The sequence below is a fragment of the Amycolatopsis sp. NPDC049688 genome (assembly GCF_040674975.1).
Taxonomy (GTDB): domain Bacteria; phylum Actinomycetota; class Actinomycetes; order Mycobacteriales; family Pseudonocardiaceae; genus Amycolatopsis.
This window is the reverse complement of the sequence record NZ_JBFANY010000013.1, coordinates 64,128-88,975: the sequence shown is the minus strand read 5'-3', so window position 1 is coordinate 88,975 and position 24,848 is coordinate 64,128. Positions and strand designations below refer to the sequence as shown.

Sequence of the window (24,848 nt, the reverse complement as noted above, 5' to 3'; positions counted from 1 at the left end):
TGGACGATCTATCGTGGTGGCATGCACACCGTGGCCGTCCTCGCGCTGGACCGGGTCGTCCCGTTCGACCTGGCGACGCCCATCGAAGTCTTCTCGCGCACCCGCCTCCCGGGCGGCGCCCCGGCGTACGAGGTCCGGATCTGCGGGCCGGCGCCCGAGGTCGACGCGGGGATGTTCACCCTGCGGCCGCCGTGGGACCTGTCCGGGCTCGCCGGCGCGGACACGATCATGGTGCCGGGCCGCTCGTCGAACCCCCCGGTACCGCCCGAGGTGCTGGCGGCGTTGCGCACGGCGGCGGCCCGCGGCGCGCGGATCGCCTCGATCTGCTCGGGCGCGTTCATCCTGGCCGAAACGGGACTGCTGGACGGCCTGCGCGCGACGACCCACTGGGCCGCGGCGGCCGAGCTGGCCCGCCTGCACCCGGCGGTGGCGGTGGACCCGCACGTGCTGTACGTGGACAACGGCCAGTTCCTGAGTTCGGCGGGCGCGGCGGCGGGCCTGGACCTGTGCCTCCACCTGATCCGCCGCGACTTCGGTTCGGCGGTGGCGGCCGACGCGGCCAGGCTGTCGGTGATGCCGCTGGAGCGCGAAGGCGGCCAGGCGCAGTTCATCGTCCAGGACCCACCGCCGGTCCCGCGCGGATCGGAGCTGGAGCCGGTGCTGACGTGGCTGGAGCAGAACTGCGCGGACGAGCTGACGCTGTCCGGCATCGCGGCGCGGGTGGGGATGAGCACGCGGACGCTGAACCGCCGCTTCCGCGAGCAGACGGGGACGACGCCGCTGCAGTGGCTGCTGCGGGCCCGGGTCCGCCGGGCCCAGTACCTGCTGGAGGCGACGGACGAGCCGGTGGACCGGATCGCGGGCCAGGTCGGGTTCGGGTCGCCGACGGCGTTCCGCGAGCGGTTCAAGCGGGTGGTGGGGACGAGCCCGCAGGCCTATCGGACGGGCTTCCGGGGGGCCGCGGTGTAGGAGGGGCCCGGGACGTAGGCGGGGCGGGGCTTCGGGCTTGCCGGGCGTACGCCTTGGCCGGGCCCGGCCAAGCCGGGCGCAGGCTGGTCGCCGCTGGTGGCCGTGGGCCGGGTACGCCGCCTCGGCCGGGCCTGCCGGACGTAAACCGCGTTCGGTGCGGGCTGCTTCGCCGGGGTGACCGCGGCCGGCCGGCTCGCGGACCGGTGGCCCGGTCGGGTTGTGGTGCTCGGTGGCTCGCTGCTGCTCGCCGGCTGGGGCACGCTGGCCCTCGTCCCGGCAGCGCTGCCCGTCCTCGCCTTCGCCCAGGGCACCTTGTCGTTCGCGGTCGGCGGCACGGTGATCACGCGCATCCTGCACCTCGCCACCGTCGCCCCGACGATGGCCGGCTCCTACGCCACCGCGGCGCTCAACACCGGCGCCACGGCGGGTCCGCTCCTCGCCGGAGCGCTCATCGGGACGGTGAGCCCGTTCTGGGTCGCCGCCGGGCTGGTCGCCGCGGCCCTCGCGGTCGTCAGGCGCGCCGGCGCCGGACGTGCCGGGTGATCAGCAGCGCGATCATCACCACCGCGATCGTGCCGGCCACCATCCGGGGCACCAGGCCCAGCCCCACCAGGGGACCCGCCGCGTTGATCACGGCACTGACCACCAGGACCAGCCACAGCAGAGCCGGGCTCGAAGTACGCGTCGAAACGTTGTCGTTGTTCATGCCGTAGACGCTAGAGATCCGCCGGGGGCACCGGAAATGCCGTGCGCACCCGGATGCGGGGTAGTGCCTGCGCTACCCCGCATCCCGGCCCAGGTAGGCCAGCACCGCCAGCACGCGGCGGTGCCCGGCGCCTTCGTCCGACGGCAGCCCGAGCTTCGCGAAGATGTTCCGGATGTGCTTGAGCACCGCGCCGTCGCTGACCACCAGCAGCTCGGCGATCGTGCCGTTGTTGTAGCCCTCGGCCATCAGCCCCAGCACTTCGCGTTCCCGGGCCGTCAACGCCGCCAGCGGGTCCGCCGTCCGGCGGCGGGCCATCAGCTGGCCGATCACCTCCGGGTCCATCGCCGTGCCGCCCTTCGCGACCCGCTGGAGCGCGTCCAGGAACCGCTCCACCTTGCCCACGCGCTCCTTGAGCAGGTACCCGACGCCGCCGACGCCGTCGGCCAGCAGTTCGACCGCGTAGCTCGTCTCCACGTGCGCCGACAGCACCAGCACCGGCAGCGCCGGGTGGATTTCGCGGGCGCGGACGGCCGCGCGCAGGCCCTCGTCGCGGTGGGTCGGCGGCATGCGCACGTCCATCACCACCGCGTCCGGGCGGTCCTGCTCGACGAACGCCAGGAAGTCCTCGGCGTTGTCGACCGCCGCCACCACCTCGATGCCCGCCGTCTTCAGCAGCAGAGCGAGGCCTTCGCGCAGCAACGCGTCGTCCTCCGCGATCACGACCCGCATGGCAGCTCCACTCGCAGCACGGTCGGCCCACCGGGTGGGCTGGTCAGGGTGAGGGTTCCGTCGAAGGCTTCCGCGCGGCGGCGGATGCCGGCCAGGCCGCTGCCGCGCGACTCGTCCGCGCCGCCGCGGCCGTCGTCGCGGATTTCCAGGCACAGCAACGACGCCGTGCCACCCAGCACGATGTCCACTTTGGACGCATCGGCGTGCTTGGTCACGTTGGCCAGCACCTCGGCGACGACGAAGTACGCGGCGGCCTCGACCGCGGCCGGGCGGCCCGTCTCGTACTCGACGTCGACGACGGCCGGCACCGGGCTGCGCTCGGCGAGCGCGCGCACCGCCCCCGCCAGGCCGCGTTCGCTCAGCAGCGGCGGGTAGATGCTCCGGACGACCGTGCGCAGCTCGGCCAGCGCGTCGGTCGCCGTGTCCTGCGCCTTGACCAGCAGGTCCCGCGCCGTCGCCGGGTCGCGGTCGTACAGCTGGCCGGCGATGCCCAGCTGCAGCACGACCGCCGCGATCCGCGCCTGCGTGCCGTCGTGCAGGTCACGCTCGATGCGCCGCAGCTCGGCACCGTGTGCCTCCAGCGCCGCCGCCCGGGTCGCGGTCAGTTCGGCGACCCGGTCCGCCAGCACGACGCCGGGGGCGGGGGCGAGCAGCTTCCGCGCGGTGCGGGCCTGCCACCGGGCGACGCGCGGCAGCTGCAGTGTCGCCACGACCATGCCGGCGGCCACCAGCAGGTCCAGCCCGGCCTTCGGCCAGGAGTCGACGACGATCCCGAGCGAGCCTTCGATCCCGCCGGGCACCAGCGGCCAGACGAAGATCGTGATCACCTGCTGGACGGCGCCCACCGGCAGGCCGAACGCCAGCGCGCCGATGATCAGGCCGGTCGCGGCGTGGATCGCGAGCCAGGCGAGGTCGCGGCGGGTGGCCGGGTCCTTCAGCGGGGAGCCGTCGCGGTAGGGCTCGGGGATCGGCTCGCCGAGCTTCCGCGCGGCCCGGCGGCGGTCGACCCCGACCGGCCACCGGGAGAGCCGGATCATCGGCGCCAGCGACGGGATGCCGACGCCGAACGGGCACAGCAGCAGCACGGCGAACAGCCCGACGAGGGCGAACAACGACAGCAGCGAAGTACCGGCGCCGACCACCAGGTAGCGCACCGCCGACCAGCACTCGCGCAGGCGCGTCGTCACCCGCACAGTGTCCCACCCCACCACCGTGGTGGTGCTGGCGCTACCCCCGATCCACCTCTCCACGGGATCGAACGAGCGGCCGCGCCGACCTAGTTTTCCTTCAGACGCAGGAGACAGTCTTAAGGGGACACAGAGATGACCACAGCGAGCGCGTACGCGCTGGAGCTGACCGGGGTGCGGAAGGTGTACGGCTCCGGCGACGGTGCCGTCACCGCGCTGGACGGCGTGTCGGCGGGGGTGGCGCGGGGGACGTTCACCGCCGTGATGGGCCCGTCCGGCTCGGGCAAGAGCACCTTCCTGCACTGCGCGGCCGGCCTCGACCGGCCGACGTCGGGGCGGGTGCTGCTGGGCGGCACCGAGATCGGCCGGCTGAAGGAACGCGAGCTGACCGAGCTGCGGCGCACCCGGATCGGGTTCGTCTTCCAGGCCTACAACCTGCTGCCGTCGCTGAACGTGCTGCAGAACATCACGCTGCCGACGCGGCTCGCCGGCACCAAGCCGGACCCGCAGTGGCTGCGGCAGGTCGTCGACGGCGTGGGGATCGCGAACCGGCTGGAGCACCGCCCGGCGGAGCTGTCCGGCGGGCAGCAGCAGCGCGTCGCGATCGCGCGGGCGCTCGTCACCCGGCCCGAGGTGGTGCTGGCCGACGAGCCGACCGGCGCCCTCGACACGCGCACCGGGCGGCAGGTGCTGGACCTGCTCCGCGCGGTCGTCGAGGGCATGGGGCAGACCGTCCTGATGGTCACCCACGACCCGGTCGCCGCCTCCGCCGCGCACGGCGTGCTCTTCCTGGCCGACGGCAAGCTGGCCGGCCACCTCTCGCACCCCACCCCCGAGCGGGTGGCGGAGCGGATGACGCACCTCGGGGAGTGGTGACCGTGCTGACTCTCGCCTGGCAGACGATCCGGAGCCGGCTCGGCGGGTTCGCCGGTGCCTTCCTCGCCGTCCTGTGCGGCACCGCCCTGGTGGCGGCGTGCGGCATCCTGATGGAGTCCGGCCTGCGCGCTGGTGTCCCCACCCAGCGGTACGCCGCCGCGGCCGTCGTCGTTGGCGGCACGCAGTCGGTGCGCCCGCCGGGCGCCGACGCCCTGTCGTCCGAGCAGGTCGGCGAGCAGCCGTCGGTCCCGGCGGCGCTGGCCGGCCGGATCGCCGCGGTGCCCGGCGTCCGCGCCGCGGTCGCGGAACAGAGCTTCCCGGCCCAGGTCGTCACCCGCGACGGGCAGGTGCTCGGCGGCCGGGAGTCGCTGGGCCACAACTGGGACGCGGCGGTGCTGGCGCCGTTCACCCTGCGCGGCGGCGACGCGCCCGCGGCCGCCGACGAGGTCGTGCTGGACGCCGACCTGGCGCGCCGGGCCGACGTCGGCATCGGCGGGCAGGTGCGGATCATGACCCGCTCGGTGCCGGTGACGTTCAAGGTGAGCGGGGTCGTCGACGGCCTGTCCCGCCAGTCGGCGCTGTTCTTCACGCCGGAGCGGGCCGCCGAGCTGGCCGGACGGGCCGGGCAGGTGCACGCGATCGGCGTCCTCGCCGACCCCGGCGTCGCGCCGGAGACCCTCGCCGGCCGGGTGCGTGCCGTCACCGGCGGCGCCGAGGTGACCACCGGGGTCGAGCGCAGCAGCATCGAGTTCCTCGACGTCAGCCAGACGCGGGTGCTGCTGCTGGCGATCGCCGGCTCGTTCGGCGGCTTCGCGCTGCTCGTCGCGGTGTTCGTGGTGGCGAGCACGCTGGCGCTGACCATCAACCAGCGCCGCCGGGAATTCGCCCTGCTGCGGGCGGTCGCGGCCACGCCGAAGCAGATCCGCAAGCTCATCGGCACCGAGACGACGCTGGTCGCGCTCGTCGCCGGGGTGCTGGGCAGCGGGCTGGGCCTGGCGGTCGCGTCCGGCCTGCGGGACGCCTTCGCCGCGATCGGCGTGATCCCGGCCGACTTCGGGCTGGCGATCAGCCCGCTCCCGCTGCTGGCCGCGGTGCTGCTCGGGCTGGGCGCGGCCCGGCTGGCCGCCTGGGCGGCGTCGCGGCGGCCGTCGTCGATCCGGCCCGTCGAGGCGCTGGGCGAGGCCGCGGTGGAACGGCGTGAGCTCGGCCGGGGCCGCCTGCTCACCGGCTGGGGCCTGGTGCTGGCCGGGTTCGGCGGTGCGCTCGTCCCGCTGTTCCTGCACGGCGACATCGCCGCGGCGATCTCGACGATGTCGACGCTGGTGGTCGTCATCGGGCTGGCCGTGGTGGGCCCGCAGGTCACCGGGCTGGTGGTGCGGTTCCTGGTGCCCGTGCTGGCGCGGGTCTGGCGGATCAGCGGGTACCTCGCCGGGGCGAACGCCCACGCCAACGCCCGGCGCGTCGCGGCGGCGGTGACGCCGTTGATGCTGGCGGTCGCGTTCGCGCTCGCCACCTTCTACGGGCCCACGGCCACCACCGCGGCGGCTCAACGGGAAACGGCCCAGTCGACGACCGCCGACTACGTGCTCACCGCACCGGGCGGGGTCTCGCCGGAGGTGGCCGAGGCGGCCGGGCGGGTGCCGGGGGTCGCGGCGGCGACGCCGGTGGTGCGCACGTCCGTCGTCACGGCGACGACGGTGGGTGACAGCGTGGAGGTTCAGCGGACTCCCGCGCAGGGAATCGCGGGGGACCGGGCGGGGGCCGCTCTCGAGCTGGGCGTCGATGCCGGGCGGCTCACCGATCTCAGCGGGGACACCGTGGCGCTCAGCCGGTCGGAAGCCGACTGGCTGGACAAGAAGGTCGGTGACGAGGTCTCGTTCTACTTCGGTGACGGGGTGCCGGCGAAACTGCGGGTGGTGGCTACGTACGCGCATGATCTGGCGTTCGGTGATTTCGTGTTGCCGGTTGCGCTGGCCCGTGAGCACATCGGTGGGCGGCTGGACGACTCGGTGCTGGTCCGGCGGCAGCCCGGGGCTGATGCCGGTGCGGTGGCTGCGGGGTTGAGTGCCCTGCCGTATCCGGGGGTTGTGGTTGCTCCGGCGTCGGTTCTGACTGCTCCGGAGGGTGGGGAACGGCAGGCTCAGTTCTACCTCAACCTGGTTGCTGCTGGGGTCATTGTCGGGTACCTCGCCATTTCGGTGGCCAACACGCTGGTTTTGACGACCGCGCAGCGCGGCCGGGAGTTCGCGCTGCTGCGGCTGGTGGGGACGACTCGCCGTCAGGTGACGCGGATGATGCGGTTGGAGGCTCTCGCCACGGTGGGGATCGCGGTCGTGCTGGGGACGCTGGTGGCTTTGATTCCGTTGGCCGTGCTGAATCTTGCGCTGCGGGGGAACCCGGTGCCGGCCGGGGGCGTGTCTGTCTACTTGGGAATCATCGGTGGTGCGGTGGTGCTCGGGATGGTGGCTATCGGGGTGGCCACGTCGGTGGCCTTGCGGGCTCGGCCGATCGATGCCATTGGGGTTCGGGAATAGGGTTCGCCACCCCGAAGCCTGATTGTGACTACGGCCGGCGGCATCTTGTCAAGGCGGGAAAGCGTGCCTTGACAAGATGCCGCCGGCCGTGTTCTGGCTTCGTATCGGGGTTGCGGGGGACTGGGTGGTGTTGTGGTTCCTTGCCGTTGTCCGCTTCCCGTTGTGGGGCAGCAGGTTGTGTGGGGGGACGGGCAGGGCCGTTGCCGCGGTCGCGGGTGCGGTCGCCGTTGCCACGCGTTCATGAGAGCCCCCGGTGGCGCGGGAAACTGTGCGGTGCCGACGGTAGCGCTTTCCGGGGTATCGAAACTTTCCGAAAGTTATTGCCCGACCAGCGGGACCGCTCGCATGCTTTTGCCATCCTGGCTCGCCTGCCAGCCTCGACGAGGAGGAAGCATGCTCACCAAGAAACGCGGCCGCAGCAGGGTCTTCGCCGGCGGCGCCGTCCTTGCGCTGATCGCCGCCTTGCTGCCCGGTACCGCCTGGGCCGACACGGTCGTCACGAGCAACCAGACGGGCTACAACAACGGGTACTACTACTCGTTCTGGAGCGCCGGGGGCGGCTCGGTCTCCATGACGCTCGGCTCCGGGGGGAACTACCGGACCAACTGGAGCAACGTCAACAACTTCGTCGCCGGCAAGGGCTGGGGCAACGGCAGCCGGCGGACCGTGAACTACTCCGGCAGCTTCAACCCCTCCGGCAACAGCTACCTGTCGCTCTACGGCTGGACGTCCAACCCGCTCGTCGAGTACTACATCGTCGACAACTGGGGCAGCTGGCGGCCGACGGGGACCTACAAGGGCACCGTGACCAGCGACGGCGGCACCTACGACATCTACCAGACGACCCGCTACAACGCGCCGTCCGTCGAAGGCAACAAGACGTTCAACCAGTACTGGAGCGTCCGGCAGCAGCGGCGGACCGGGGGCAGCATCACCACCGGGAACCACTTCGACGCGTGGGCCCGCGCCGGGATGCCGCTCGGCAGCTTCAACTACTACATGATCCTCGCCACCGAGGGTTACCAGAGCAGCGGCAACTCGAACATCTCGGTGGGCTGATCATGCGCCGGTTGAGCACTTTCCTGGCCACGGCGGCCATCGCCGTGGCGAGCACGGTGGCCGTCGGCGCACCGGCGCAGGCCGCGGCGTGCGGCGGTTACGTCGGCCTGACCTTCGACGACGGGCCGTCGAACGCCCACACCCCGGCCATCCTGAACGCGCTGCAGCAGAACGGGTTGCGGGCCACGATGTTCAACGAGGGCCAGTACGCGGCCGCGTACCCGGCCCAGGTCCGCGCGGAGGTGAGCGCGGGCATGTGGGTGGGCAACCACAGCTACACGCACCCGCACCTCACCCAGCAGAGCCAGGCCCAGGTGGACTCCGAGATCTCCCGGACCCAGCAGGCGATCGCGGCGGCGGGCGGCGGCACGCCCCGGCTGTTCCGGCCGCCCTACGGGGAAACCAACGCGACGGTCCAGTCGGTCGAGGCCAAGTACGGCCTGCGGCAGATCATCTGGGACGTCGATTCGGGGGACTGGAACAACGCGAGCGTCAGCGCGATCGTCGCGGCCAACGGCCGGCTCCAGAACGGCCAGATCATCCTGATGCACGAATGGCCGGCCAACACGCTGTCGGCCATCCCGCAGATCGCCCAGAACCTGCGCAACCGCGGGCTGTGCGCGGGGATGATCTCCCCGCAGACCGGCCGGGCGGTCGCGCCGGGCTGAGGGGCCGGTGGCGCGGTGGTTGCACCCCGCCGCGCCACCTCCTACTCGACGTACCACTCCACGCGGGCCGAGTCCGGCGTGAGTGACCGGACTTTCACGCACGTCGTGTGGTTCACCACCAGCCCGGTGGTCCGGCAGAAGCGCGACACCCCGTCGAGCGCCGGCGACGGGGTGAAGTTGCGGGCCGTCAGGTGGTCCCGCCACACCTCGGCGACCCGGTCGCCGGTCGATTCCGCGACGCGCCAGCAGCCGCCGGACCCGCAGTCGATGTCCTCGGTGATCCGCAGCGGCGCGGGGCCGGGCAGGACGCCTTCGTCGCCGGGTGCTTCCTGCCACCCGGCGACCAGCACGCCGCCGGTGACGACGAACCCGCCGAACACCAGCAGCAGCCACGGACCGGGCTTGCGGCTGCCGATCGCGCAGACCACCGCCGCCAGCGTGGTGTGCAGCCAGTAGACCTCGATCGCCGCCGGCACCCACGGCCCGGCCAGGCCCAGTTCCCGCGGCAGCACGAACCACGCCAGCAACGCCAGCAGGACCAGGCCGGTCACCACGCCGGCGCGGCCGGACCGCGCCGCTCCGCACCACACGAGGATCGGGACCAGCGCGAACAGCGCGGCGAACGGGTCGTCCCGCGAGAACGCGACAACGATGACGGCCGCCACCGCGAGAGCCGCGCGCCACCAATGGGTCTTCACCTGCTCCGCAGTCAGCACTCCGCCATTGTCCTCGGCGTGATCGCCGGACGGCCGGTTTTCCTGTGGAGGTTTCGTGGGGATCCCGCGATCATTCGGCGACGCGCGTGCGGCCGCACCACGCGAACACCGGGAGCTGGTCGCCGCTGCTGGTGGTCGTGAACTCGCCGTCGTGGGAGAAGTGTTCGTAGCCGGCGCCGAAGCTGACCTTCGCGACCTCGCCGATGCTGCCGACCGTCCATTCGCGGTGCCGCTCGGCCAGTTCGGCCGGACCACCGGAAAGCGTCACCCTGATCTTCGCCATGATTCGTTCTCCGTGGATTCGTTCACGCGGGAAGAAGAACCGGAAATGTGGCCTTCGTCTCTCGACGATGCCTGACCGCGGAATGCCGTGTCAAGATGACCGGCTCCTATGTCGAAATGGCGGACAATAGGGGTTGACGGCAATTCCGGTAAGGGTTTTCCGGCTGGTGGGACAGGGGTTGCCCGGCCGGCCAAGGCAAGCGGCCGGTTAACTCGGACATTTCACCGGCGCGGTGATGGCCGGTCGGCTGCCGTTCCCGGAGCGTTCACTTGCCGCGCGTGCCCCCGTCATTTGCGGTGCCTAAGTTTCTTTCGCGCAAGGCGGAACGGAAGGCACCCATGGACGCACCCCTGGCAGTGAGAGCGCGCGGGATCACCAAAAGCTTCGGTGACGTCGTCGCGCTGGACGGCGTCGACTTCGACGTGGCGCCGGGCCACATCCACGGCCTGGTCGGCCCGAACGGCGCGGGCAAGACGACGTTGCTCGGCCTGCTGCTGAGCCTGGCCGTCGCCGACGAAGGCGAGCTGGAGGTCTTCGGCACGCCGGTCGGCCGGGCGCCCGCCGGCGTCGCCGGGTTCGTGGACGGGCCCGGCCTCTACCCGGCCCTGACCGCCCGGCAGAACCTCGCCGCCCTGGCGCGGCTCGGCGGGCACGCCGCGGACCCGGGTGACGTCCTCGACCAGGTCGGGCTCACCGACGTCGCCGACGACCGGGTGCGCGGGTTTTCGCTGGGCATGCGCCAGCGGCTCGGCCTGGCGGCGGCCCTGCTCACCGCGCCGCGGCTGCTGGTGCTCGACGAGCCGGCCAACGGCCTCGACCCGGCGGGCAAGAAGCACGTCCACGGCGTCCTCGACCGCCTGGCGGCGGCGGGCACCACGGTGGTGCTGTCCAGCCACCGGATGGACGACCTCGAGGCGCTGTGCGCGGAGGTGACGATCCTGGCGGCCGGCCGCGTGGTGTTCACCGGGCCGCTGGCCAAGCTGACGGCGGAGAACAGCGAGCTCGCCTACCGCTTGCGGACCTCCGACCCCGAGGCGGCGCGGCGCGTGATCGCGGGAACGCGGGGAATCGCGGCGGAGAAGACGGCCCGGGGCGAGCCGGAGGTCCTGGTGGTCCGCGCCCGGATCCCGGCGCTGGACGAGCTGGTCCGGCGGTTGGTGCAGGACGGCGTGGCGGTGCGGGAGCTCGCGCCGGTCGTGTCCCCGCTGGAGGCCGCGTTCCTCGCCCTGACCGGACAGGGGAGCACCCGATGACCGTCGAAACGCCCGTCCGTCCGGTTCCTGCCACCCGCGCCTACCGGTTCGAGCTGGTCAAGCTCTTCGCCACCTGGCGCATCCGCCTGCTGGTCCTCGCCTGCTGGCTCGCCCCGGCCGTCTTCGTCGCCGCCGTGAGCCAGCAGAGTTCCCTGCCCGTCGACACCCTCTTCGGCCGGTGGATGAACGCCACCGGGTGGGCCGGTCCGCTCGTCATGCTCGGCTTCGCCGGCACCTATGCCCTTCCGCTGCTCACCTCCGTCGTCGCCGGGGACGTCTTCGCCGCCGAAGACCGGCTCGGGACCTGGCGGCACCTGCTCGTCGCCGTCCGGTCCGCGCGGCGGATCTTCGCCGCGAAAGCGCTGGCCAGCCTCACCGTCATCCTGCTGCTCGTCGCCGGGATGGCCGTCTCCAGCACCGCCGGCGGCCTGCTCGCCGTCGGGAACCGGGCCCTCGTCGGCTTCGACGGCCACCTCCTCGCCCCCGGCGACGCCGCCGTGAAGGTCCTGCTCGCCTGGGTGAGCGTGCTCGCCCCGACGCTCGCCCTCGCCGGGATCGGGCTGCTCGGGTCCGTCCTTTGGGGACGGTCGCCGATGGGGCTGCTGCTACCCGCCGTCGTCGCCCTCGCGATGGCGCTCGCCCAGCTGCTGCCGCTGCCCGTCGCCGTCCGGCTCGCGCTGCCCAGCTACGCCTTCGTGGCGTGGAACGGCCTGTTCACCGACCCCGCCCAGCTCGGCCCGCTGGTGATCGGCGTCGGTGTCGGCCTCGCGTGGGCCGTCGCCGCGACCGCGTTGGCGTACCTGCTGTTCGTGCGCCGCGACTTCACCAACGCCGCCCACGACGGCTCCCGGCGCCGGACGCTCGCCGTCCTGCCCCTGGCCGCGCTCTTCGCCGTCACCGCCGGGATCCTCGCCGCGGCGACACCCGCGCTGGGCTCCGGGATCGGCCAGGACAACCTGCAGCAGTCGGTCGCCACGGCGTTCGCCCACCTCTACCGCCTGCAGGCCGCACAGCTGCACCGCCCCGACGTCACCGAAGCACAGCTGGCGGCCACCGCCGCGTGCACCAAGGGCGACGGCCTCGTCGAGGCCGAAGGGCCGGGCAACGACTGGCGGTGCGTCGTCACCTGGCACCTGCCCGGCGTCGCCGCCACCGGATCGGCCGTCTACCAGCTGGACGTCACCTCGGACGGGCGGTACGTCGCCGACGGCGACGGGCCGAAGGAAGTGAACGGCTACTTCCAGGTGCGCACCCCGGACGGGGACCAGCCCAACCCGCTCTGGCAGTTCGACGCGAACGTCGAGCTGCTCCCCACCACGAAGGGATAACCGATGCAGGTCACCCGCCGCAGACGGCATACCGGGAAGGGCGTGCCCGGCCGCCGGCTCCGCTTGGCCACGGCCGGGTCCGTGACGCTCGTGCTCGTCGCCACCGGCACCGGGGTCGGCGTCGCGTCGACCCGGCAGTTCGGCGCGGACCAGGTCGGCCAGGTCACCGACCAGGGCCAGGTCGTCGCCGCCGACCAGTACCTCGACCCGATCGGCGACCGGCTGGTCGTGAACAACGGCAAGATCATGGCGTCCTCGGTCAGCCCCGACGGCAGCCACCTCGCCGCGCTGACCACCGACGGCGGGATCGCGCTCACCGTCGTCGACCTGAAGAGCTGGAAGGTCCAGCAGCTCGTCGGCAACTCGGCGACGGCGAACCTGCGCATCGCGGGCAACGACGTCGGCCAGGAAGGCCCGTCCTACGCCCCGGACGGCAAGTCGCTGTGGCTGGCCCAGACCGACGGCTACACCAGGTTCACGGTGAACCCGGACGGCACGGTGGCCACGCCGGTGTCCGTCAAGATCCCGGCGGACGGCGCGAAGCACGCGCTGGTGGCGCAGGCGGTTTTCTCGCCCGACGGGTCCACTGTGTACTCCGCCGTGAACGGCCAGAACCGGGTCGTCGCCCTCGACGCGGCGACCGGCGCGATCAAGCAGAGCTGGGCCGTCGGCAACGCCCCGCGCGACCTGGTCCTCGTCGGCAGCAAGCTGTACGTCGGCAACGAAGGCGGCCGCCCGGCGCGCCCCGGCGAGCCGACGCTGAACTCCTACAACACCCAGGTGCCGGCCAGCCGGTTCACCGGCGCCACCACCAGCGGCACGGTCAGCGTCATCGACCTGGCGAAGCCGGCCGCCGCGCCGGCGAGCATCGACGTCGGCCTGCACCCGACCGCGGTGTACGCCAAGGGCGGCGCGCTGTTCGTCACCAACACCGCGAGCAACACCGTCTCGGTCATCGACACCTCCCGCGACCAGGTCGTCCAGACCATCGCGACGCAGCCGTGGCCGGAGGCGAGCGTCGGCTACGAGCCGGACGGCGTCACCCTCACCGCCGACGGCCACCTGCTGGTGACGCTCGGCCGCGCCAACGCGGTCGCCGTCTACCGCTACCACCGGGCGCAGGAGCCGGTGAGCTACGTCGGCCTGCTGCCGACGGACTACTTCCCGACGGCGATCGCCACGGTGGGCCCGGACATCCTGGTCTCCAACACCCGCGGGATCGACGCCCGCCGCCCGACCACCGCGGCCGGGCACGGCACGCACGACACGACGTCGAGCCTGCAGAAGTTCCGGCTGCCGGACGACCCGGCGATCCGCGGGTACACGGCCAAGGTGTTCCGGCAGAACGGCTGGACGCCCGGCTCGGTGCAGGTGGCCCACGACAACGGCCACCGCAACCCCGTGCCGGTCCCGGCGCGGCTCGGCGACCCGTCGACGATCAAGCACATCTTCCTGCTGGTCAAGGAGAACCGGACCTACGACCAGGTCTTCGGCGACGAGCCGCGCGGCAACGGCGACCCGGCGGTGACGCAGTTCGGCGAGAACGTGACGCCGAACCAGCACGCGCTCGAGCGCCAGTTCGGGTTGTACGACAACACCTACGACATCGGCACGAACTCCGCCGAGGGCCACAACTGGCTGATGCAGGCCGACAACCCCGAGTACACCGAGTCTTCGGCGGGCGAGTACCTGCGCAGCTACGACACCGAAGACGACGCCCTCGGCCACCAGAGCAGCGGGTTCCTCTGGACCGGTGCGCAGGCGGCCGGGAAGTCGGTCCGCGACTTCGGCGAGTTCCAGCAGTTCCTGACCAAGCCCGCCGGGGCGAGCTGGCAGAACCTCTACTGCGACGCCAAGAACATGGCGAACACCGGGGAACCGACGGCCTACCCGCTGGTGTCGTCGTCGCCGATCCCGTCGCTGAACGACGTCTCGGTGCCGGGCTTCCCGAAGTTCGACACCGCGGTGCCGGACGTCTACCGCTACCAGATCTGGAAGGACGACTTCGAGAAGCACGGGCCGGCGAACCTGAACATGTTCTGGCTGTCGAGCGACCACACCGGCGGCCCGCCGAACGCGGCCGCCCAGGTCGCCGACAACGACCTCGCGGTCGGCCGGATCGTCGACGAGATCTCGCACAGCCCGTACTGGAAGGACTCGGCGATCTTCGTCGTCGAGGACGACTCGCAGGCCGGCCTGGACCACGTCGACGGCCACCGCGCGCCGGTGCAGATCATCAGCCCGTACGCCCGGCACGGCGTCGTCGACAGCCACTACTACTCGCAGATCACGATGATCCGCACGATCGAGCAGATCCTCGGCGTCCACCCGATGAACCAGAAGGACAGCGCGGCGACGCCGATGAGCGCGGCTTTCCAGCAGAAGCCGGACTACACGCCGTTCACGGCGCTGCCGAACCGGACGTCGCTGACGACGGGCCTGGCGACCCAGCCGTCCTGCGGCCCGGACATCCCCGCGGCGGCGAACCCGGCCGCGGCGCCGGTGCCGTCGTCGGCGGTGCCCGCGGACAAGCAGCCCGTGGCGGCGCAATGGCGGGAGTGGACGACGCACCAGCGCCTGACCGGCCCGGACGCCGTCGCGGACTACGCCAACCCGGCGCAGATGAACCACTTCACGTGGTACCAGACGCACGGCTGGCAGCTGCCCTACCCGGGGGAGAACCAGGTGTACGCCCCGGATCAGGTGCCGGGGGCTTTCATCCCGTCCGCGGAATCGGACGGCTGAGGCGGATACCGGGAGGCTCCCCTCGCGGGGCCTCCCGGTGCTTCAGCGGGCCAGGTGTTCGGCGACTGGGCCGTGCCGGGAGGCTCCTGTGGGGGCTTCCCGATGTTCTACCGGGCCGGGCGCAGGTGTTCGGCCCGCCAGTGGCGTCCCCGGCGTGGCGTGCGCCAGTGCCGTCCCCGCGAGGGCCGCACCGGCCCGCGGGCGGCGTCGACCACCGGGCGGTGCTCGGCGAACCGGGCCGCGGTCAGGCCCATCAGCACGGGGTAGCGGATCTCGCCGAGGCGCAGTTCGGTGTCCCGCGGCCGGCCCTCTTCGCGGAAGCCGAGTTCGCCGTGCAGCGCGAGCGAGGCGAAGTTGGCGCCGTTGATGCTGACCTCGCACTTGCGGTAGCGGCGCAGCTCGAACATCACCCCGAGCAGGATCGTCAGCGCGTCGGCGGCGTACCCGCAGCGGCGGTACTGCGGCCCGATCCCGATGCCGTAGCTGAACCGGCCGGCGGCCGGGTCGGCCTGGACCCAGATCGACCCGACCAGCGTCCGGTTGTGCAGCGTCTCGATGGCGAAGTGGAAGTCGTCGCCGGAGTCGCCGGCCACCCGGTGCGTCGCCCAGTGGCGGTAACCCCCGGCCCGCGCGTCGGAGTCGCGGTCGAACCCGATCAGGGCGCGGTGGTCCGCCGGGCGGACCTCCCGCAACCGCACCTTCCACCCCGCCCAGCTCATCGACGGTGATGGTACAGCCCGATCACCAGTAGCACTGCGTGGTCATGTCGTCGATCCTGATGAACCGGGACGAACCGTTCGCCCCGACGATCGCCTTGACGAACACCGGGTTGACGCCGTTGAGGTTCCACCGGGCGGTGTTGACCACCTGGTAGGCGCCGCTGCCGTTGAGCCACGGGTAGGTGCTGGCGAGCAGGTGCCCGTTGGCGTCCCAGATCTCGATCCCGACCTGCGCCCCGCCGGCGGTCTGCATGTAGAACTGCGAGGCGCACTGGGCACCGCTCGGGACTGAGCTCGTGACGACCCAGTAGCCCTCGAAGGCCCAGCCGTTGGAGGCGAACAGCCAGCCGTTGTTCCGCCCGGACCGAGCGGTCCCGGCCCCGACGTCGAACCCGGCGGAGGCGGAACCCCCGGTCGCGACCAGCCACGAGGACTGCGGGTTGACCTCGAACCCGTCCTGCACCTGCCACAGGGAGGCATGCGCGACCCCGGTGGTGACGGCGGTGAGCGAAGCGGCCATGACGGTGGCCAGGGCGAGGCGGCGCAGGCCTCTACCTCGGGAATTCGTTGCGGACATGAGGGTTCCTTCCTCGATTCGTAGCCCTTCGCCGCATCTGAGCCGCCCAGGAGAGGTGGTGATACATCCGGTGTCACAGGCTTCGCCCCGCCGGTGTCTTGAGGTCGTTCCACCCCACGACCAGGAGGACGAAGCCATGGAACCCCGCATCGACCTGTTCACCACCGAGACCGGCGCCCGGCTGGCCAAGCGGTTCGCCGGGCTCGGGCAGGTGATCGAACGGTCGCCGCTGCCGAAGACGACGCAGGAGCTCGTGAGCCTGCGGGCCAGCCAGATCAACGGGTGCGGCTGGTGCCTCGACATGCACACCAAGGAAGCCGCCGCGGCCGGGGAGAGCGCCGTGCGGCTCGCGCTCGTCGCCGCGTGGCGGGAGGCGACCGTCTTCAACGAGGCCGAACGGGCCGCGCTTGCCCTTGCCGAGGAGGGCACCCGGATGGCGGACGCCGCCGAGGGCGTGTCCGACGAGACCTGGGCGCGGGTGCGCGAGCACTACGACGACGAACAGGTGGCCGCCCTGGTCGCGCTGGTCGCCCTGATCAACGCGGCCAACCGGCTCGCCGTGATCGTGCACCAGAAGGGCGGCTCCTACGAAGCCGGGATGTTCGCCGCTGCCGCCGGGTGAGCCGCGGCGGGCACGGTGATCGTCTGGTACTCGGTGTAGGTGCCGATCCCGGTGGCGCCGTACTCGCGGCCGAGGCCGCTGGCCTTGAAGCCGCCGAACGGGCCGTCGAAGCCGATCGGGGCGCCGTTGACGGTGACCGTGCCCGTCCGCACCCGGCGGGCGATCGCCAGCGCGTGCGCGGGGTCCGCCGACCACACGCCGCCGGACAGGCCGTACTCGGAGTCGTTGGCGATGCGGACCGCGTCGTCCTCGTCGTCGTAGGCGATGACGACCAGGACCGGGCCGAAGATCTCCTCCCGCGCGATGCGCATCGAGTTGTCCACGTCGGCGAACAGCGTCGGCGTGACGTAGTTGCCGCTTTCCAGCCCCGATGGGACGTCCGGGCCGCCGGTGACCAGTCGCGCGCCTTCTTCGACGCCGAGCCGGACGTAGTCGAGGACGCGTTGCTGCTGGTCCCGGCGGACCATCGGGCCGAAGAACGTTTCGCTGTCGGCGGGGTCGCCGACCGGCAGGGACTCGATCAGCTCCTTCAGCCCGGCGACGACCTCTTCGTATCGGCTGCGCGGCGCCAGGATGCGCGTCTGCGCGATGCACGATTCGCCGTTGTTGAGCAGGGAACCGAACTTCACGCCCTGGATCGCCGCGTCCAGGTCGGCGTCGGGCAGGATGATCGCGGCCGACTTGCCGCCCAGTTCGAGGCTGACGCGCTTGAGCTGTTCCCCGGCCAGCGCGGCGATGCGGCGCCCGGCGCGGGTCGACCCGGTGAAGGCGACCTTGTCGACGTCCGGGTGCTTGACGAGGTACTCGCTGGTCTCGCGGTCGGCGGGCAGCACGCTGATCACGCCCTCGGGCAGGCCGGTCTCCGCCAGCAGTTCCGCGAGCAGGTTCATGCTGAGCGTGTTCTCGGGCGAGACCTTGAGGACGACGGTGTTGCCGGCCAGCAGCGCCGGGATGATCTTGGCGAGCGCCGAGGAGAACGGCGAGTTCCACGGGATGACGGCGGCGACCACGCCGATCGCCTCCCGGCGCACGACCGACCGGAAAGGTGCGGCCGGGTCCGACGGTTCGAGCGTCGTCTCCCAGTCGAACTCCGCGGCTGCCTTCAGGAACGCGTTGGCCTGCCGGGTCAGGCCGGGCTGGCCGGCCTTGGTGAACCACAGCGCCGACCCGTTCTCCGCGGTGATCAGCGCCGCGATTTCGTCCGCGCGCTTCTCGCGCAGGCCGGCCAGCCGCCGGAGCACCGCGATGCGGTCCGCGGGCGGGGTGTGCGGCCACGGCCCTTCGTCGAAGGCGCGCCGGGCGGCCGCGACGGCCCGGTCGACGTCGGCGGGCAGCGCCTGCGCGGCGCGCCCGATGACGGAATTGTCGTGCGGGGAACGGATGTCCAGCAGATCGGTGCTGCTCGGGGTGGTCCACGTGCCGCCGATGAAGAGCTGGGAGTGAGTGATCACGGCGTACCTCCTATGTGTCACATCAACGTAGCATTTGACGAGTGGAAGTGACGCCGTTGTGAGACGTTGCACAAGTAATGCCACATCGCTGTGACGGTTGGCGTAGGTTGGGCACGTGAGAGCCGACGCCGCACGCAACCTCGAACTGCTCCTGACGACGGGCGCCCGCATGCTCGCCGAAGACGCCGCCACGAGCATCGCGGCGATCGCGGCGGAGGCCGGGGTGGACCGCCGGACCGTCTACCGCCGCTTCGCGGGCCGGGAAGAGCTGCTGGCGGCGGTGTACCAGGCCCGGCTGGCCGCGATCGAGGCGGCGATCGAGGCCGCCCGGCTCCGCGAGGCGCCGGTGCCGGTCGCCCTGCACCGGTACGTCGAGGGGATCGTCGGGGTCAACCGCACCTGGCCGACCGAGGTGAGCCGGATGCGCACCGACCCGGAGATCTGGGGCCGCCGCCTGCGGGCGATCGAGGAGGTGGACCGCTTCCTGCAGCGGGCCACCGACGAGGGCTTCCTCCGGCCGGGCCTGCCGGACCGCTGGCCCGGCAACGTGCTGGGCCAGCTGGTCCACCTGTCCACCAAGGACCTGCCGGGATTGGGTGACGCGCAGGCTGCCGACGTCATCGTCGACACGTTCCTGCGCGCGTTCGGGAAGACCGAGAGCTAGCGGAGCTCAGTCGGCCCGCTGGTGCCGTCCCGGGGCGTTCGTGCCCGTATCGGACCCCGACAGCGCCCGGGCCGTGTTGACCAGCCCGACCATGCTGAACGCCTGCGGGGTGTTCCCGACCTGCCGGCGCGCGCCGGTGTCGTACTCTTCGGACAGCAGCCCGACGTCGTTGCGCAGGCCCAGCAGCTGCTCGAACAGCCCGCGGGCTTCGGCCGTGCGGCCGGTCGCGTTCAGGGCGTCCGCGAGCCAGAAGCTGCACGCCAGGAAGCTGCCTTCACCGCCCGGCAGCCCGTCGACACCGCCGTCGGCGCCGGCGTCGTAGCGCCGGACGAAACCGTCGTGGGCGAGTTCCGCGCGGACGGCGTCGACGGTGCCGCGGACGCGGGGGTCGCCGGCGGGCAGGAACCCGACGCGGGGGATGAGCAGCAGGGCCGCGTCCAGGCCGCGGGAGCCGTAGAACTGGGTGAAGGTGTTGCGCTCGGCGTCGTAGCCGTGCGTGCAGACGTCCTGGTGGATCTTCTCCCGCAGCGCGCGCCAGCGCTCGACCGGGCCGTCGAGGCCGTGGTCCGCCACGGTGTGCACCGCGCGGTCGACGCCGGCCCAGGCCATCACCTTGGAGTGGACGAAGTGCCGCCGCGGGCCGCGGACCTCCCACAGGCTGTTGTCCGGTTGGTCCCACTGGCCCTCGAGGAAGTCGAGCAGGGCGCGCTGCAGGTCCCACGCCGGGTGGGAGGTGGGCAGCCCGGCCTCGCGGACGAGGTGCAGGCCGTCGAGGACCTCGCCCCAGACGTCCAGCTGGAACTGGTCGGCCGCGGCGTTGCCGACCCGCACCGGCTTCGAGCCTTCGTAGCCGGACAGCCAGTCCAAAGTGGACTCGGGTAGCCGCCGGGTGCCGTCGAGGCCGTACATGATCCGCAGCCCGGCGGGGTCGCCGGCGGCGGCGCGGACGAGCCATTCGCGCCAGGCGCGGGCTTCGTCGTGGTAGCCGGTGCCGATCAGGGCCTGCAGGGTGAAGGTCGCGTCGCGCAGCCAGCAGTAGCGGTAGTCCCAGTTGCGTTCCCCGCCGAGCTGCTCGGGCAGGGACGTCGTCGCGGCGGCCAGGATCCCGCCGGTCGGGGCGTAGGTGAGGGCTTTGAGGGTGATCAGGGCGCGCCGCACCTCGGGCTGCCACTGCCCGGTGTACCGGCACCGGCCGATCCAGTCCGCCCAGAACCGCTCGGTGTCGGCCAGCGCGGTTTCGGCGTCGGCGCTCTTCGGCCGCGGCCGGTACGACGCGCCGTGGGTGAGCACGAACGGGACGCGGTCCCCGGCGGCGACGGTGAATTCGGCGTGGGTGGCCAGGTCCTCGCCGTGCAGCGGAACCGGCGTGCGGACGCGGATCGCGTCCGGGCCGGCCACCGCGACGAGCTCGTCGTCCTCGCGCCGGACCCACGGGGTGACCGAGCCGTAGTCGAACCGCAGCCGCAGCAGCATGCGCATCGGCACCCGGCCGGTCACGCCTTCGACGATCCGGACGACGTCCGCGGCCTCGCCTCGCGGCGGCATGAAGTCCAGGACGCGGACCGTGCCGTCCGGGGTGTCCCACTCGCTCGACATGATCAGCGAGTCGCCGCGGTAGGAGCGCCGGGTGGCGGGCCCGCCGGACGCGGGCGCGAGCCGCCAGGTCCCGGCCTGTTCGTCGTGCAGGAGGGCGGCGAAGCAGGCGGGGGAGTCGAAGCGCGGCAGGCACAGCCAGTCGATCGCGCCGTCGCGGGACAGCAGCGCGGCCGTGTGCAGGTCGCCCAGCAGGGCGTAGTCCTCGATCGGGGGCGCCATGGCGGTCAGTGCTCGCCGGCCAAGTCGAGGACGACCTTGACGTCGTCGCCGGTCGCCTCGAAGGCGTCCGCCGCCCGCTCCAACGGGACCCGCCGGGTGACGAGCCCGGACAGCCAGCCGAGGTCGGCGCGGCCGAGCGCGTCGGCGGCGGCCCGGTAGTGGCGGAGGTTGGCGTTGACCGAGCCGACCACGACGTCGTTTTCCAGGACGAGCTCGCGGTTGACGGTCCCGGCGTCGACGGTCAGGGTCCGGCCGGCCGGGGAGACACCGGTGAGGCAGACGATCCCGTAGGAGCCGGTGCCGGCCATCGCGTCGAACACCAGGGAGCCCACGCCGGTGGCCTCCAGGACGATGTCCGGCTGAAGATCGGCGAGGACCTTCTCGGCCGGTTCGTGGTGGTAGGTCGCGCCGAGCGCCGCGGCCAGCCGGGGTTTGGGGCCGTCGGTGACGCGGTCGAGGACGTGGACGTCGAGGCCGCGCTGGACGCCCAGCAGCGCGCCGAGCAGCCCGATCGGGCCCGCGCCGGTGACCAGCACCCGCTTCGGCTCGAACCACGCGCGCTCGCCGACGCGCTGGATCTGCTCCCACGCCTTGGCGACGACCGTGGTGGGTTCCAGCAGCATGCCGACGTCCCGCAGGCGCGGGTCGAGGCGCACGGCGTAGTCCGCCTCGACGGTCCACAGCTCGCTGCCGTAGCCGTCGATCTCCTTGATGCCGCGCTCGGTGTACCGGCCGTTGCGGCACATGTCGAACTCGCCGGCCGCGCACGCGCCGCACGGCACCGGGTCGGGCCGCCGGACGACGCCGACGACGAGGTCGCCCTCGGCGAAGTCCCCGGCCGGTTCGACGACCTGACCGAGGGATTCGTGCCCGAGCACCAGGCGGTCCCGGCCGGGCGGCGCCCAGCCGTACTCGCCGCGGGCGATCTCCTTGTCCGTGCCGCACACGCCCAGCGCGAGCCCCCGCACGAGCAGCTCGCCCGGCTCCGGCCGCGGGTCGGGCACCGTGTCGGCCCGCAGGGAATCCCGTTGTCCCGGCACGACGGTCAAAGCGCGCATTGTTCGCTCCCTTTACGCGGAGGCTCGCCCTCCGGGAGCAGGTTTCACGCGTGACAGGGCCGTAAAACATGCGAATGTCGTCGCATCCGCGGACAAAACCGGCGAAAAGGTGGTGCTGTTCCGGATCGCCGGAACAGCACCACCGAATCGGGCGAATGGTCAGCTGAAAACCACGTCGCTGCACCACATGTACGTCTGGTCCTGGTGCGAAGCCTGCCAGATCGTGAAGACGATGTGGTGTCCCGTGTAGCCGGAGGTCTTGACGTCGAACGTGATGTCCTTGGCCGGGGCGTACCGGCCGGTCTGGGTGATGAAGTCCAGGTTGCCCCAGCCGAGGCGCTGGGTGGTGGGGTCGAACCCGTTCTTGCTGACGTAGACCCGGAAGTAGTCGGCGCCGTGGCTGGCCTGGTCGTACAGGTGCATCGAGAAGTTCGCGCCGATGTTGCTGGTCCGCCACGGACCCGGGGTGTTCAGGGAGTTGTTGCGCGACAGGGCGTTGCTGCAGAGCTGGCCGTCCGGGGTGGCGCCCTGGAAGTTGCCCTTCAGCCCGTCCCGCAGCGCGCTCATCCAGTTCCACATGGTGTCGGCGTTGGCCTGGAACGCCTGGTAGCACATCGGATCCTGCTGCTGCATGGCCGGATTCGTGTGCTGGTTGCCCCAGTCCTGCCAGCACTGGTAGGCGCGGGTGCGGGGACTGACGATGGTGCCGTGCGCCGAAGCGGCCGGAACGCCGACGAACACGCACGTCAGCAGGGCGATGACGACTGCGATCACGCTCCGCCGTCCGGTGCCGGACCGGGGGATGCCGCGCATACGCATGATGGGCCTCCATTCTCGGATGATCGAGCGTTGGTGATCCATGTGGGAGCGCTCCCAGCGTAGGTGGCAGCGTATACGCGACCCGGCCAGAGTTCAACCAAGAAATCGGTCATCGCGGCAGCGAATCACCCACATCGGACAGTAGTAGTTGTTGTGCAACAATTACTTCATGGACGCGCTGTCCCCTCGGGGCCGGGCCATCGTGCTGGCGACGTGCTGCTCGAGCGTCGTCGTGGCGGGGCTGGACACGACGATCGCCAACGTGGCGCTGCCCTCGATCCGGCAGTCCCTGGACGCGCCGGTCAGCGGCCTGCAGTGGGTGGTCGACGCCTACGTCCTGGTCATCGCCTGCCTGCTGCTGTTCGCCGGCTCGCTGGCCGACCGGTTCGGCCGCCGCCGCGTGTTCCAGACGGGGCTCGGGCTGTTTTCGCTCGGCTCCCTGCTGTGCGGCCTCGCGCCCTCACTCGGGGCGCTGATCGCCTTCCGCGCGCTGCAGGCGGTCGGCGGCGCGATGCTGAACCCGGTCGCGATGTCGATCGTCGCCACCACCTTCACCGACCCGAAGGAGCGTGCCCGCGCGGTCGGCACCTGGGGCGCGGTGGCGGGCCTGGGCGGGGCCTGCGGGCCGGTGCTCGGCGGGCTGCTGGTCAGCGGGCTCGGGTGGCGGTCGATCTTCTGGGTCAACGTGCCGATCGGCCTCCTGGCCATCGGCCTGGCGCAGCGGTTCGTCCCGGAGTCCCGTGCCGCGCGCGGCCGGCGGTTCGACCCGCTCGGCCAGCTGCTCGTCGTCACGTTCCTCGGCCCGGTGACCGCCGCCGTCATCGAAGGACCCCGGCACGGCTGGACCTCGCCGCTGATCATCGGGCTGTTCGTCCTGGCCGCCGGCTCGGGGTGCGGCCTGGTGCTGACCGAGCGGCGGCGCGCCGAGCCGCTGGTGGACGTCCGGGTCTTCGGCAGCCCGGCGTTTTCGGGCGCGGCGGCCATCGCGGTGCTGGTCCTGACGGCGGTGGGCGGGTTCCTCTTCCTCAACACGCTCTACCTGCAGGAGGTCCGCGGGTACAGCGCGCTGCACGCGGGCCTGCTCACCATCCCGATGGCCGCCGCCGGGGCGGTGTGCGCGACGGTGTCCGGGCGCGTGGTGGCGGCCCGTGGTGCCCGGCTGCCGCTCGTGGCGGCCGGGCTGCTGCTGACGGCGGGCGCCGGCCTGCTCGCCGGCGCCGGCCCGGCGACCGGCGTCGCTTACCTCGTGCTCGCCTCCCTGCTGTTCGGCGCCGGGTTCGGCCTGGCCGGGACGCCGATGACGACCGCGGCGCTGGCCGGGCTGCCCCGCGATCAGGCGGGAGTCGCCGGCGCGATCGCGTCGACCTGCCGCCAGACCGGCGGCGCGATCGGCGTGGCGGTGTGCGGTTCCCTGCTCGCGGGCGGCGCGGCCCCCGCGACGGCGTGGACGGTGCTCGCCGGCTGCGGCGCCGCCACGGTGCCGCTCGGCCTGCTCTCGACCGGCCGCCGGGCCCGCTACAGTGGCGGCCGGCTGAGCGAGCAACCGATGGACGTGGCCCGATGAACCCCGAACCGACCCCGGCGGCGCAGGTCTGGGCCGAGCTGCTGGCCTTCGTCACCGGCCAGGACCGGCTGCGCGCCCTGCGCCTCGAGCTGGACCTGGGCGTGGGCAAGGCCGAACTGCTGATCAAGCTCGCCGAGGCCCCGATGACCCTGCGCGAGATCGCCCAGGCGGCGGAAGTGGACCCCTCGGCGGCGACGGTGGCGGTCGACCGCCTGGAACGCCGCGGCCTGGCCGAGCGCCGGGCGAACCCGGGTGACAAGCGCAGCCGGCTGGTCCACCTCACCGAGGCAGGCCTGCAGGCCGCGGCGACGGCCCGGCGCATCCTGACCGAACCCCCGCCGGCGCTGGCCGCGCTCGAGGCCGAGGACCTGGCGGCGTTGGCGCGGATCTTCGCCACGCTGAACGCCGGGCCGCCCGGAAAAGATGGCGGCGGCCGGCCGCGGTGACCTTCGCGCCTGCCGCCCCGACGGCAGGGTGATCACCACGGCGAGCCGCCGCCTACCCCG

The 24,848-nt window shown here is 72.4% G+C and carries 24 protein-coding genes; 13 read left to right on the top strand and 11 right to left on the bottom strand.

Annotation, left to right across the window (positions count from 1 at the left end; translation table 11 throughout):
* The first annotated feature begins 21 nt into the window (after nucleotides 1-21).
* Together AB0J55_RS32810 and AB0J55_RS32805 are read left to right on the top strand one after the other, a co-directional pair.
* On the top strand, nucleotides 22-969 hold the full coding sequence (locus AB0J55_RS32810; protein ID WP_364257304.1) for a helix-turn-helix domain-containing protein: 948 nt from the start codon (nucleotides 22-24) through the stop codon (nucleotides 967-969).
* Between the two features lie 174 nt (nucleotides 970-1,143).
* Entirely contained in the window at nucleotides 1,144-1,512 is a 369-nt protein-coding gene (locus AB0J55_RS32805) for a hypothetical protein (RefSeq protein WP_364257301.1), read from the top strand.
* Here AB0J55_RS32805 and AB0J55_RS32800 read toward each other — a convergent pair.
* From AB0J55_RS32800 to AB0J55_RS32790, 3 genes are all read right to left on the bottom strand, one after another.
* Nucleotides 1,481-1,675, bottom strand: a complete 195-nt coding sequence (locus AB0J55_RS32800) for a hypothetical protein (protein WP_364257298.1) — start codon at nucleotides 1,673-1,675, stop codon at nucleotides 1,481-1,483. The genes AB0J55_RS32805 and AB0J55_RS32800 overlap by 32 nt on opposite strands.
* Nucleotides 1,676-1,747: 72 nt before the next feature.
* On the bottom strand, nucleotides 1,748-2,404 hold the full coding sequence (locus tag AB0J55_RS32795; RefSeq protein ID WP_364257295.1) for a response regulator transcription factor: 657 nt from the start codon (nucleotides 2,402-2,404) through the stop codon (nucleotides 1,748-1,750).
* Nucleotides 2,392-3,591 carry a sensor histidine kinase gene (locus AB0J55_RS32790; protein WP_364257293.1) on the bottom strand — a complete coding sequence of 400 codons (1,200 nt, stop codon included), beginning with the start codon at nucleotides 3,589-3,591 and terminating at the stop codon, nucleotides 2,392-2,394. Before AB0J55_RS32790 ends, AB0J55_RS32795 begins: the two co-directional genes overlap by 13 nt.
* 135 nt (nucleotides 3,592-3,726) lie before the next feature.
* Between AB0J55_RS32790 and AB0J55_RS32785 the strand changes: the two genes are divergently transcribed.
* The 4 genes from AB0J55_RS32785 (at nucleotide 3,727) to AB0J55_RS32770 (ending at nucleotide 8,728) form a co-directional block, all read left to right on the top strand.
* Nucleotides 3,727-4,467: an ABC transporter ATP-binding protein gene (locus tag AB0J55_RS32785; protein WP_364257290.1), complete on the top strand. Its 741-nt coding sequence runs from the start codon at nucleotides 3,727-3,729 to the stop codon at nucleotides 4,465-4,467.
* Nucleotides 4,461-7,001: an ABC transporter permease gene (locus AB0J55_RS32780; protein WP_364257288.1), complete on the top strand. Its 2,541-nt coding sequence runs from the start codon at nucleotides 4,461-4,463 to the stop codon at nucleotides 6,999-7,001. The genes AB0J55_RS32785 and AB0J55_RS32780 overlap by 7 nt, the downstream gene beginning before the upstream one ends.
* 393 nt (nucleotides 7,002-7,394) lie before the next feature.
* Nucleotides 7,395-8,060 (top strand): glycoside hydrolase family 11 protein, encoded by a 666-nt coding sequence (locus AB0J55_RS32775; RefSeq protein WP_364257285.1) that lies wholly within the window; start codon nucleotides 7,395-7,397, stop codon nucleotides 8,058-8,060.
* Between the two features lie 2 nt (nucleotides 8,061-8,062).
* On the top strand, nucleotides 8,063-8,728 hold the full coding sequence (locus tag AB0J55_RS32770; protein WP_364257282.1) for a polysaccharide deacetylase family protein: 666 nt from the start codon (nucleotides 8,063-8,065) through the stop codon (nucleotides 8,726-8,728).
* A 41-nt stretch (nucleotides 8,729-8,769) separates the two neighbouring features.
* Here AB0J55_RS32770 and AB0J55_RS32765 read toward each other — a convergent pair whose 3' ends face one another.
* Together AB0J55_RS32765 and AB0J55_RS32760 are read right to left on the bottom strand one after the other, a co-directional pair.
* Complete coding sequence (locus tag AB0J55_RS32765) at nucleotides 8,770-9,444, bottom strand: hypothetical protein (RefSeq protein ID WP_364257279.1); 675 nt, start codon at nucleotides 9,442-9,444, stop codon at nucleotides 8,770-8,772.
* Nucleotides 9,445-9,514: 70 nt separating this feature from the next.
* Nucleotides 9,515-9,727: a DUF5988 family protein gene (locus AB0J55_RS32760; RefSeq protein WP_364257276.1), complete on the bottom strand. Its 213-nt coding sequence runs from the start codon at nucleotides 9,725-9,727 to the stop codon at nucleotides 9,515-9,517.
* A 338-nt stretch (nucleotides 9,728-10,065) separates the two neighbouring features.
* On the opposite strand from AB0J55_RS32760, the gene AB0J55_RS32755 reads away from it, so the two are divergent.
* The 3 genes from AB0J55_RS32755 to AB0J55_RS32745 are packed head-to-tail and all read left to right on the top strand — an operon-like array spanning nucleotide 10,066 to nucleotide 15,053.
* Nucleotides 10,066-10,980 carry an ABC transporter ATP-binding protein gene (locus AB0J55_RS32755; RefSeq protein WP_364257273.1) on the top strand — a complete coding sequence of 305 codons (915 nt, stop codon included), beginning with the start codon at nucleotides 10,066-10,068 and terminating at the stop codon, nucleotides 10,978-10,980.
* Nucleotides 10,977-12,308: an ABC transporter permease gene (locus AB0J55_RS32750; RefSeq protein WP_364257270.1), complete on the top strand. Its 1,332-nt coding sequence runs from the start codon at nucleotides 10,977-10,979 to the stop codon at nucleotides 12,306-12,308. Before AB0J55_RS32755 ends, AB0J55_RS32750 begins: the two co-directional genes overlap by 4 nt.
* Before the next feature lie 3 nt (nucleotides 12,309-12,311).
* Nucleotides 12,312-15,053, top strand: a complete 2,742-nt coding sequence (locus tag AB0J55_RS32745) for a bifunctional YncE family protein/alkaline phosphatase family protein (RefSeq protein ID WP_364257267.1) — start codon at nucleotides 12,312-12,314, stop codon at nucleotides 15,051-15,053.
* Nucleotides 15,054-15,160: 107 nt separating this feature from the next.
* Here AB0J55_RS32745 and AB0J55_RS32740 read toward each other — a convergent pair whose 3' ends face one another.
* Nucleotides 15,161-15,772: a GNAT family N-acetyltransferase gene (locus tag AB0J55_RS32740; RefSeq protein ID WP_364257264.1), complete on the bottom strand. Its 612-nt coding sequence runs from the start codon at nucleotides 15,770-15,772 to the stop codon at nucleotides 15,161-15,163.
* A gap of 22 nt (nucleotides 15,773-15,794) precedes the next feature.
* Nucleotides 15,795-16,292 (bottom strand): hypothetical protein, encoded by a 498-nt coding sequence (locus AB0J55_RS32735; protein ID WP_364257261.1) that lies wholly within the window; start codon nucleotides 16,290-16,292, stop codon nucleotides 15,795-15,797.
* A gap of 193 nt (nucleotides 16,293-16,485) precedes the next feature.
* On the opposite strand from AB0J55_RS32735, the gene AB0J55_RS32730 reads away from it, so the two are divergent.
* The gene (locus AB0J55_RS32730) at nucleotides 16,486-16,971 is read left to right on the top strand and encodes a carboxymuconolactone decarboxylase family protein (RefSeq protein ID WP_364257258.1); all 486 of its coding nucleotides are present in this window, start codon (nucleotides 16,486-16,488) and stop codon (nucleotides 16,969-16,971) included.
* Here the strand turns inward: AB0J55_RS32730 and AB0J55_RS32725 are convergent.
* Entirely contained in the window at nucleotides 16,935-18,422 is a 1,488-nt protein-coding gene (locus AB0J55_RS32725) for an aldehyde dehydrogenase (RefSeq protein ID WP_364257255.1), read from the bottom strand. The two genes, AB0J55_RS32730 and AB0J55_RS32725, sit on opposite strands and share 37 nt — an antisense overlap.
* A 115-nt stretch (nucleotides 18,423-18,537) precedes the next feature.
* Between AB0J55_RS32725 and AB0J55_RS32720 the strand changes: the two genes are divergently transcribed.
* Nucleotides 18,538-19,086, top strand: a complete 549-nt coding sequence (locus AB0J55_RS32720) for a TetR family transcriptional regulator (RefSeq protein ID WP_364257252.1) — start codon at nucleotides 18,538-18,540, stop codon at nucleotides 19,084-19,086.
* 6 nt (nucleotides 19,087-19,092) lie between these two features.
* Here the strand turns inward: AB0J55_RS32720 and AB0J55_RS32715 are convergent, their stop codons facing one another.
* The 3 genes from AB0J55_RS32715 to AB0J55_RS32705 form a co-directional block, all read right to left on the bottom strand.
* Nucleotides 19,093-20,901, bottom strand: coding sequence for a glycoside hydrolase family 15 protein (locus AB0J55_RS32715; RefSeq protein ID WP_364257249.1), 1,809 nt, complete (start codon nucleotides 20,899-20,901; stop codon nucleotides 19,093-19,095).
* A 5-nt stretch (nucleotides 20,902-20,906) separates the two neighbouring features.
* Nucleotides 20,907-21,959: a glucose 1-dehydrogenase gene (locus tag AB0J55_RS32710; RefSeq protein WP_364257246.1), complete on the bottom strand. Its 1,053-nt coding sequence runs from the start codon at nucleotides 21,957-21,959 to the stop codon at nucleotides 20,907-20,909.
* A gap of 159 nt (nucleotides 21,960-22,118) precedes the next feature.
* On the bottom strand, nucleotides 22,119-22,772 hold the full coding sequence (locus AB0J55_RS32705; RefSeq protein WP_364257737.1) for a lytic polysaccharide monooxygenase: 654 nt from the start codon (nucleotides 22,770-22,772) through the stop codon (nucleotides 22,119-22,121).
* 175 nt (nucleotides 22,773-22,947) lie between these two features.
* On the opposite strand from AB0J55_RS32705, the gene AB0J55_RS32700 reads away from it, so the two are divergent.
* Complete coding sequence (locus AB0J55_RS32700) at nucleotides 22,948-24,342, top strand: MFS transporter (protein WP_364257243.1); 1,395 nt, start codon at nucleotides 22,948-22,950, stop codon at nucleotides 24,340-24,342.
* Nucleotides 24,339-24,788, top strand: coding sequence for a MarR family transcriptional regulator (locus AB0J55_RS32695; protein WP_364257240.1), 450 nt, complete (start codon nucleotides 24,339-24,341; stop codon nucleotides 24,786-24,788). The genes AB0J55_RS32700 and AB0J55_RS32695 overlap by 4 nt, the downstream gene beginning before the upstream one ends.
* The last annotated feature ends 60 nt before the right edge of the window (nucleotides 24,789-24,848 follow it).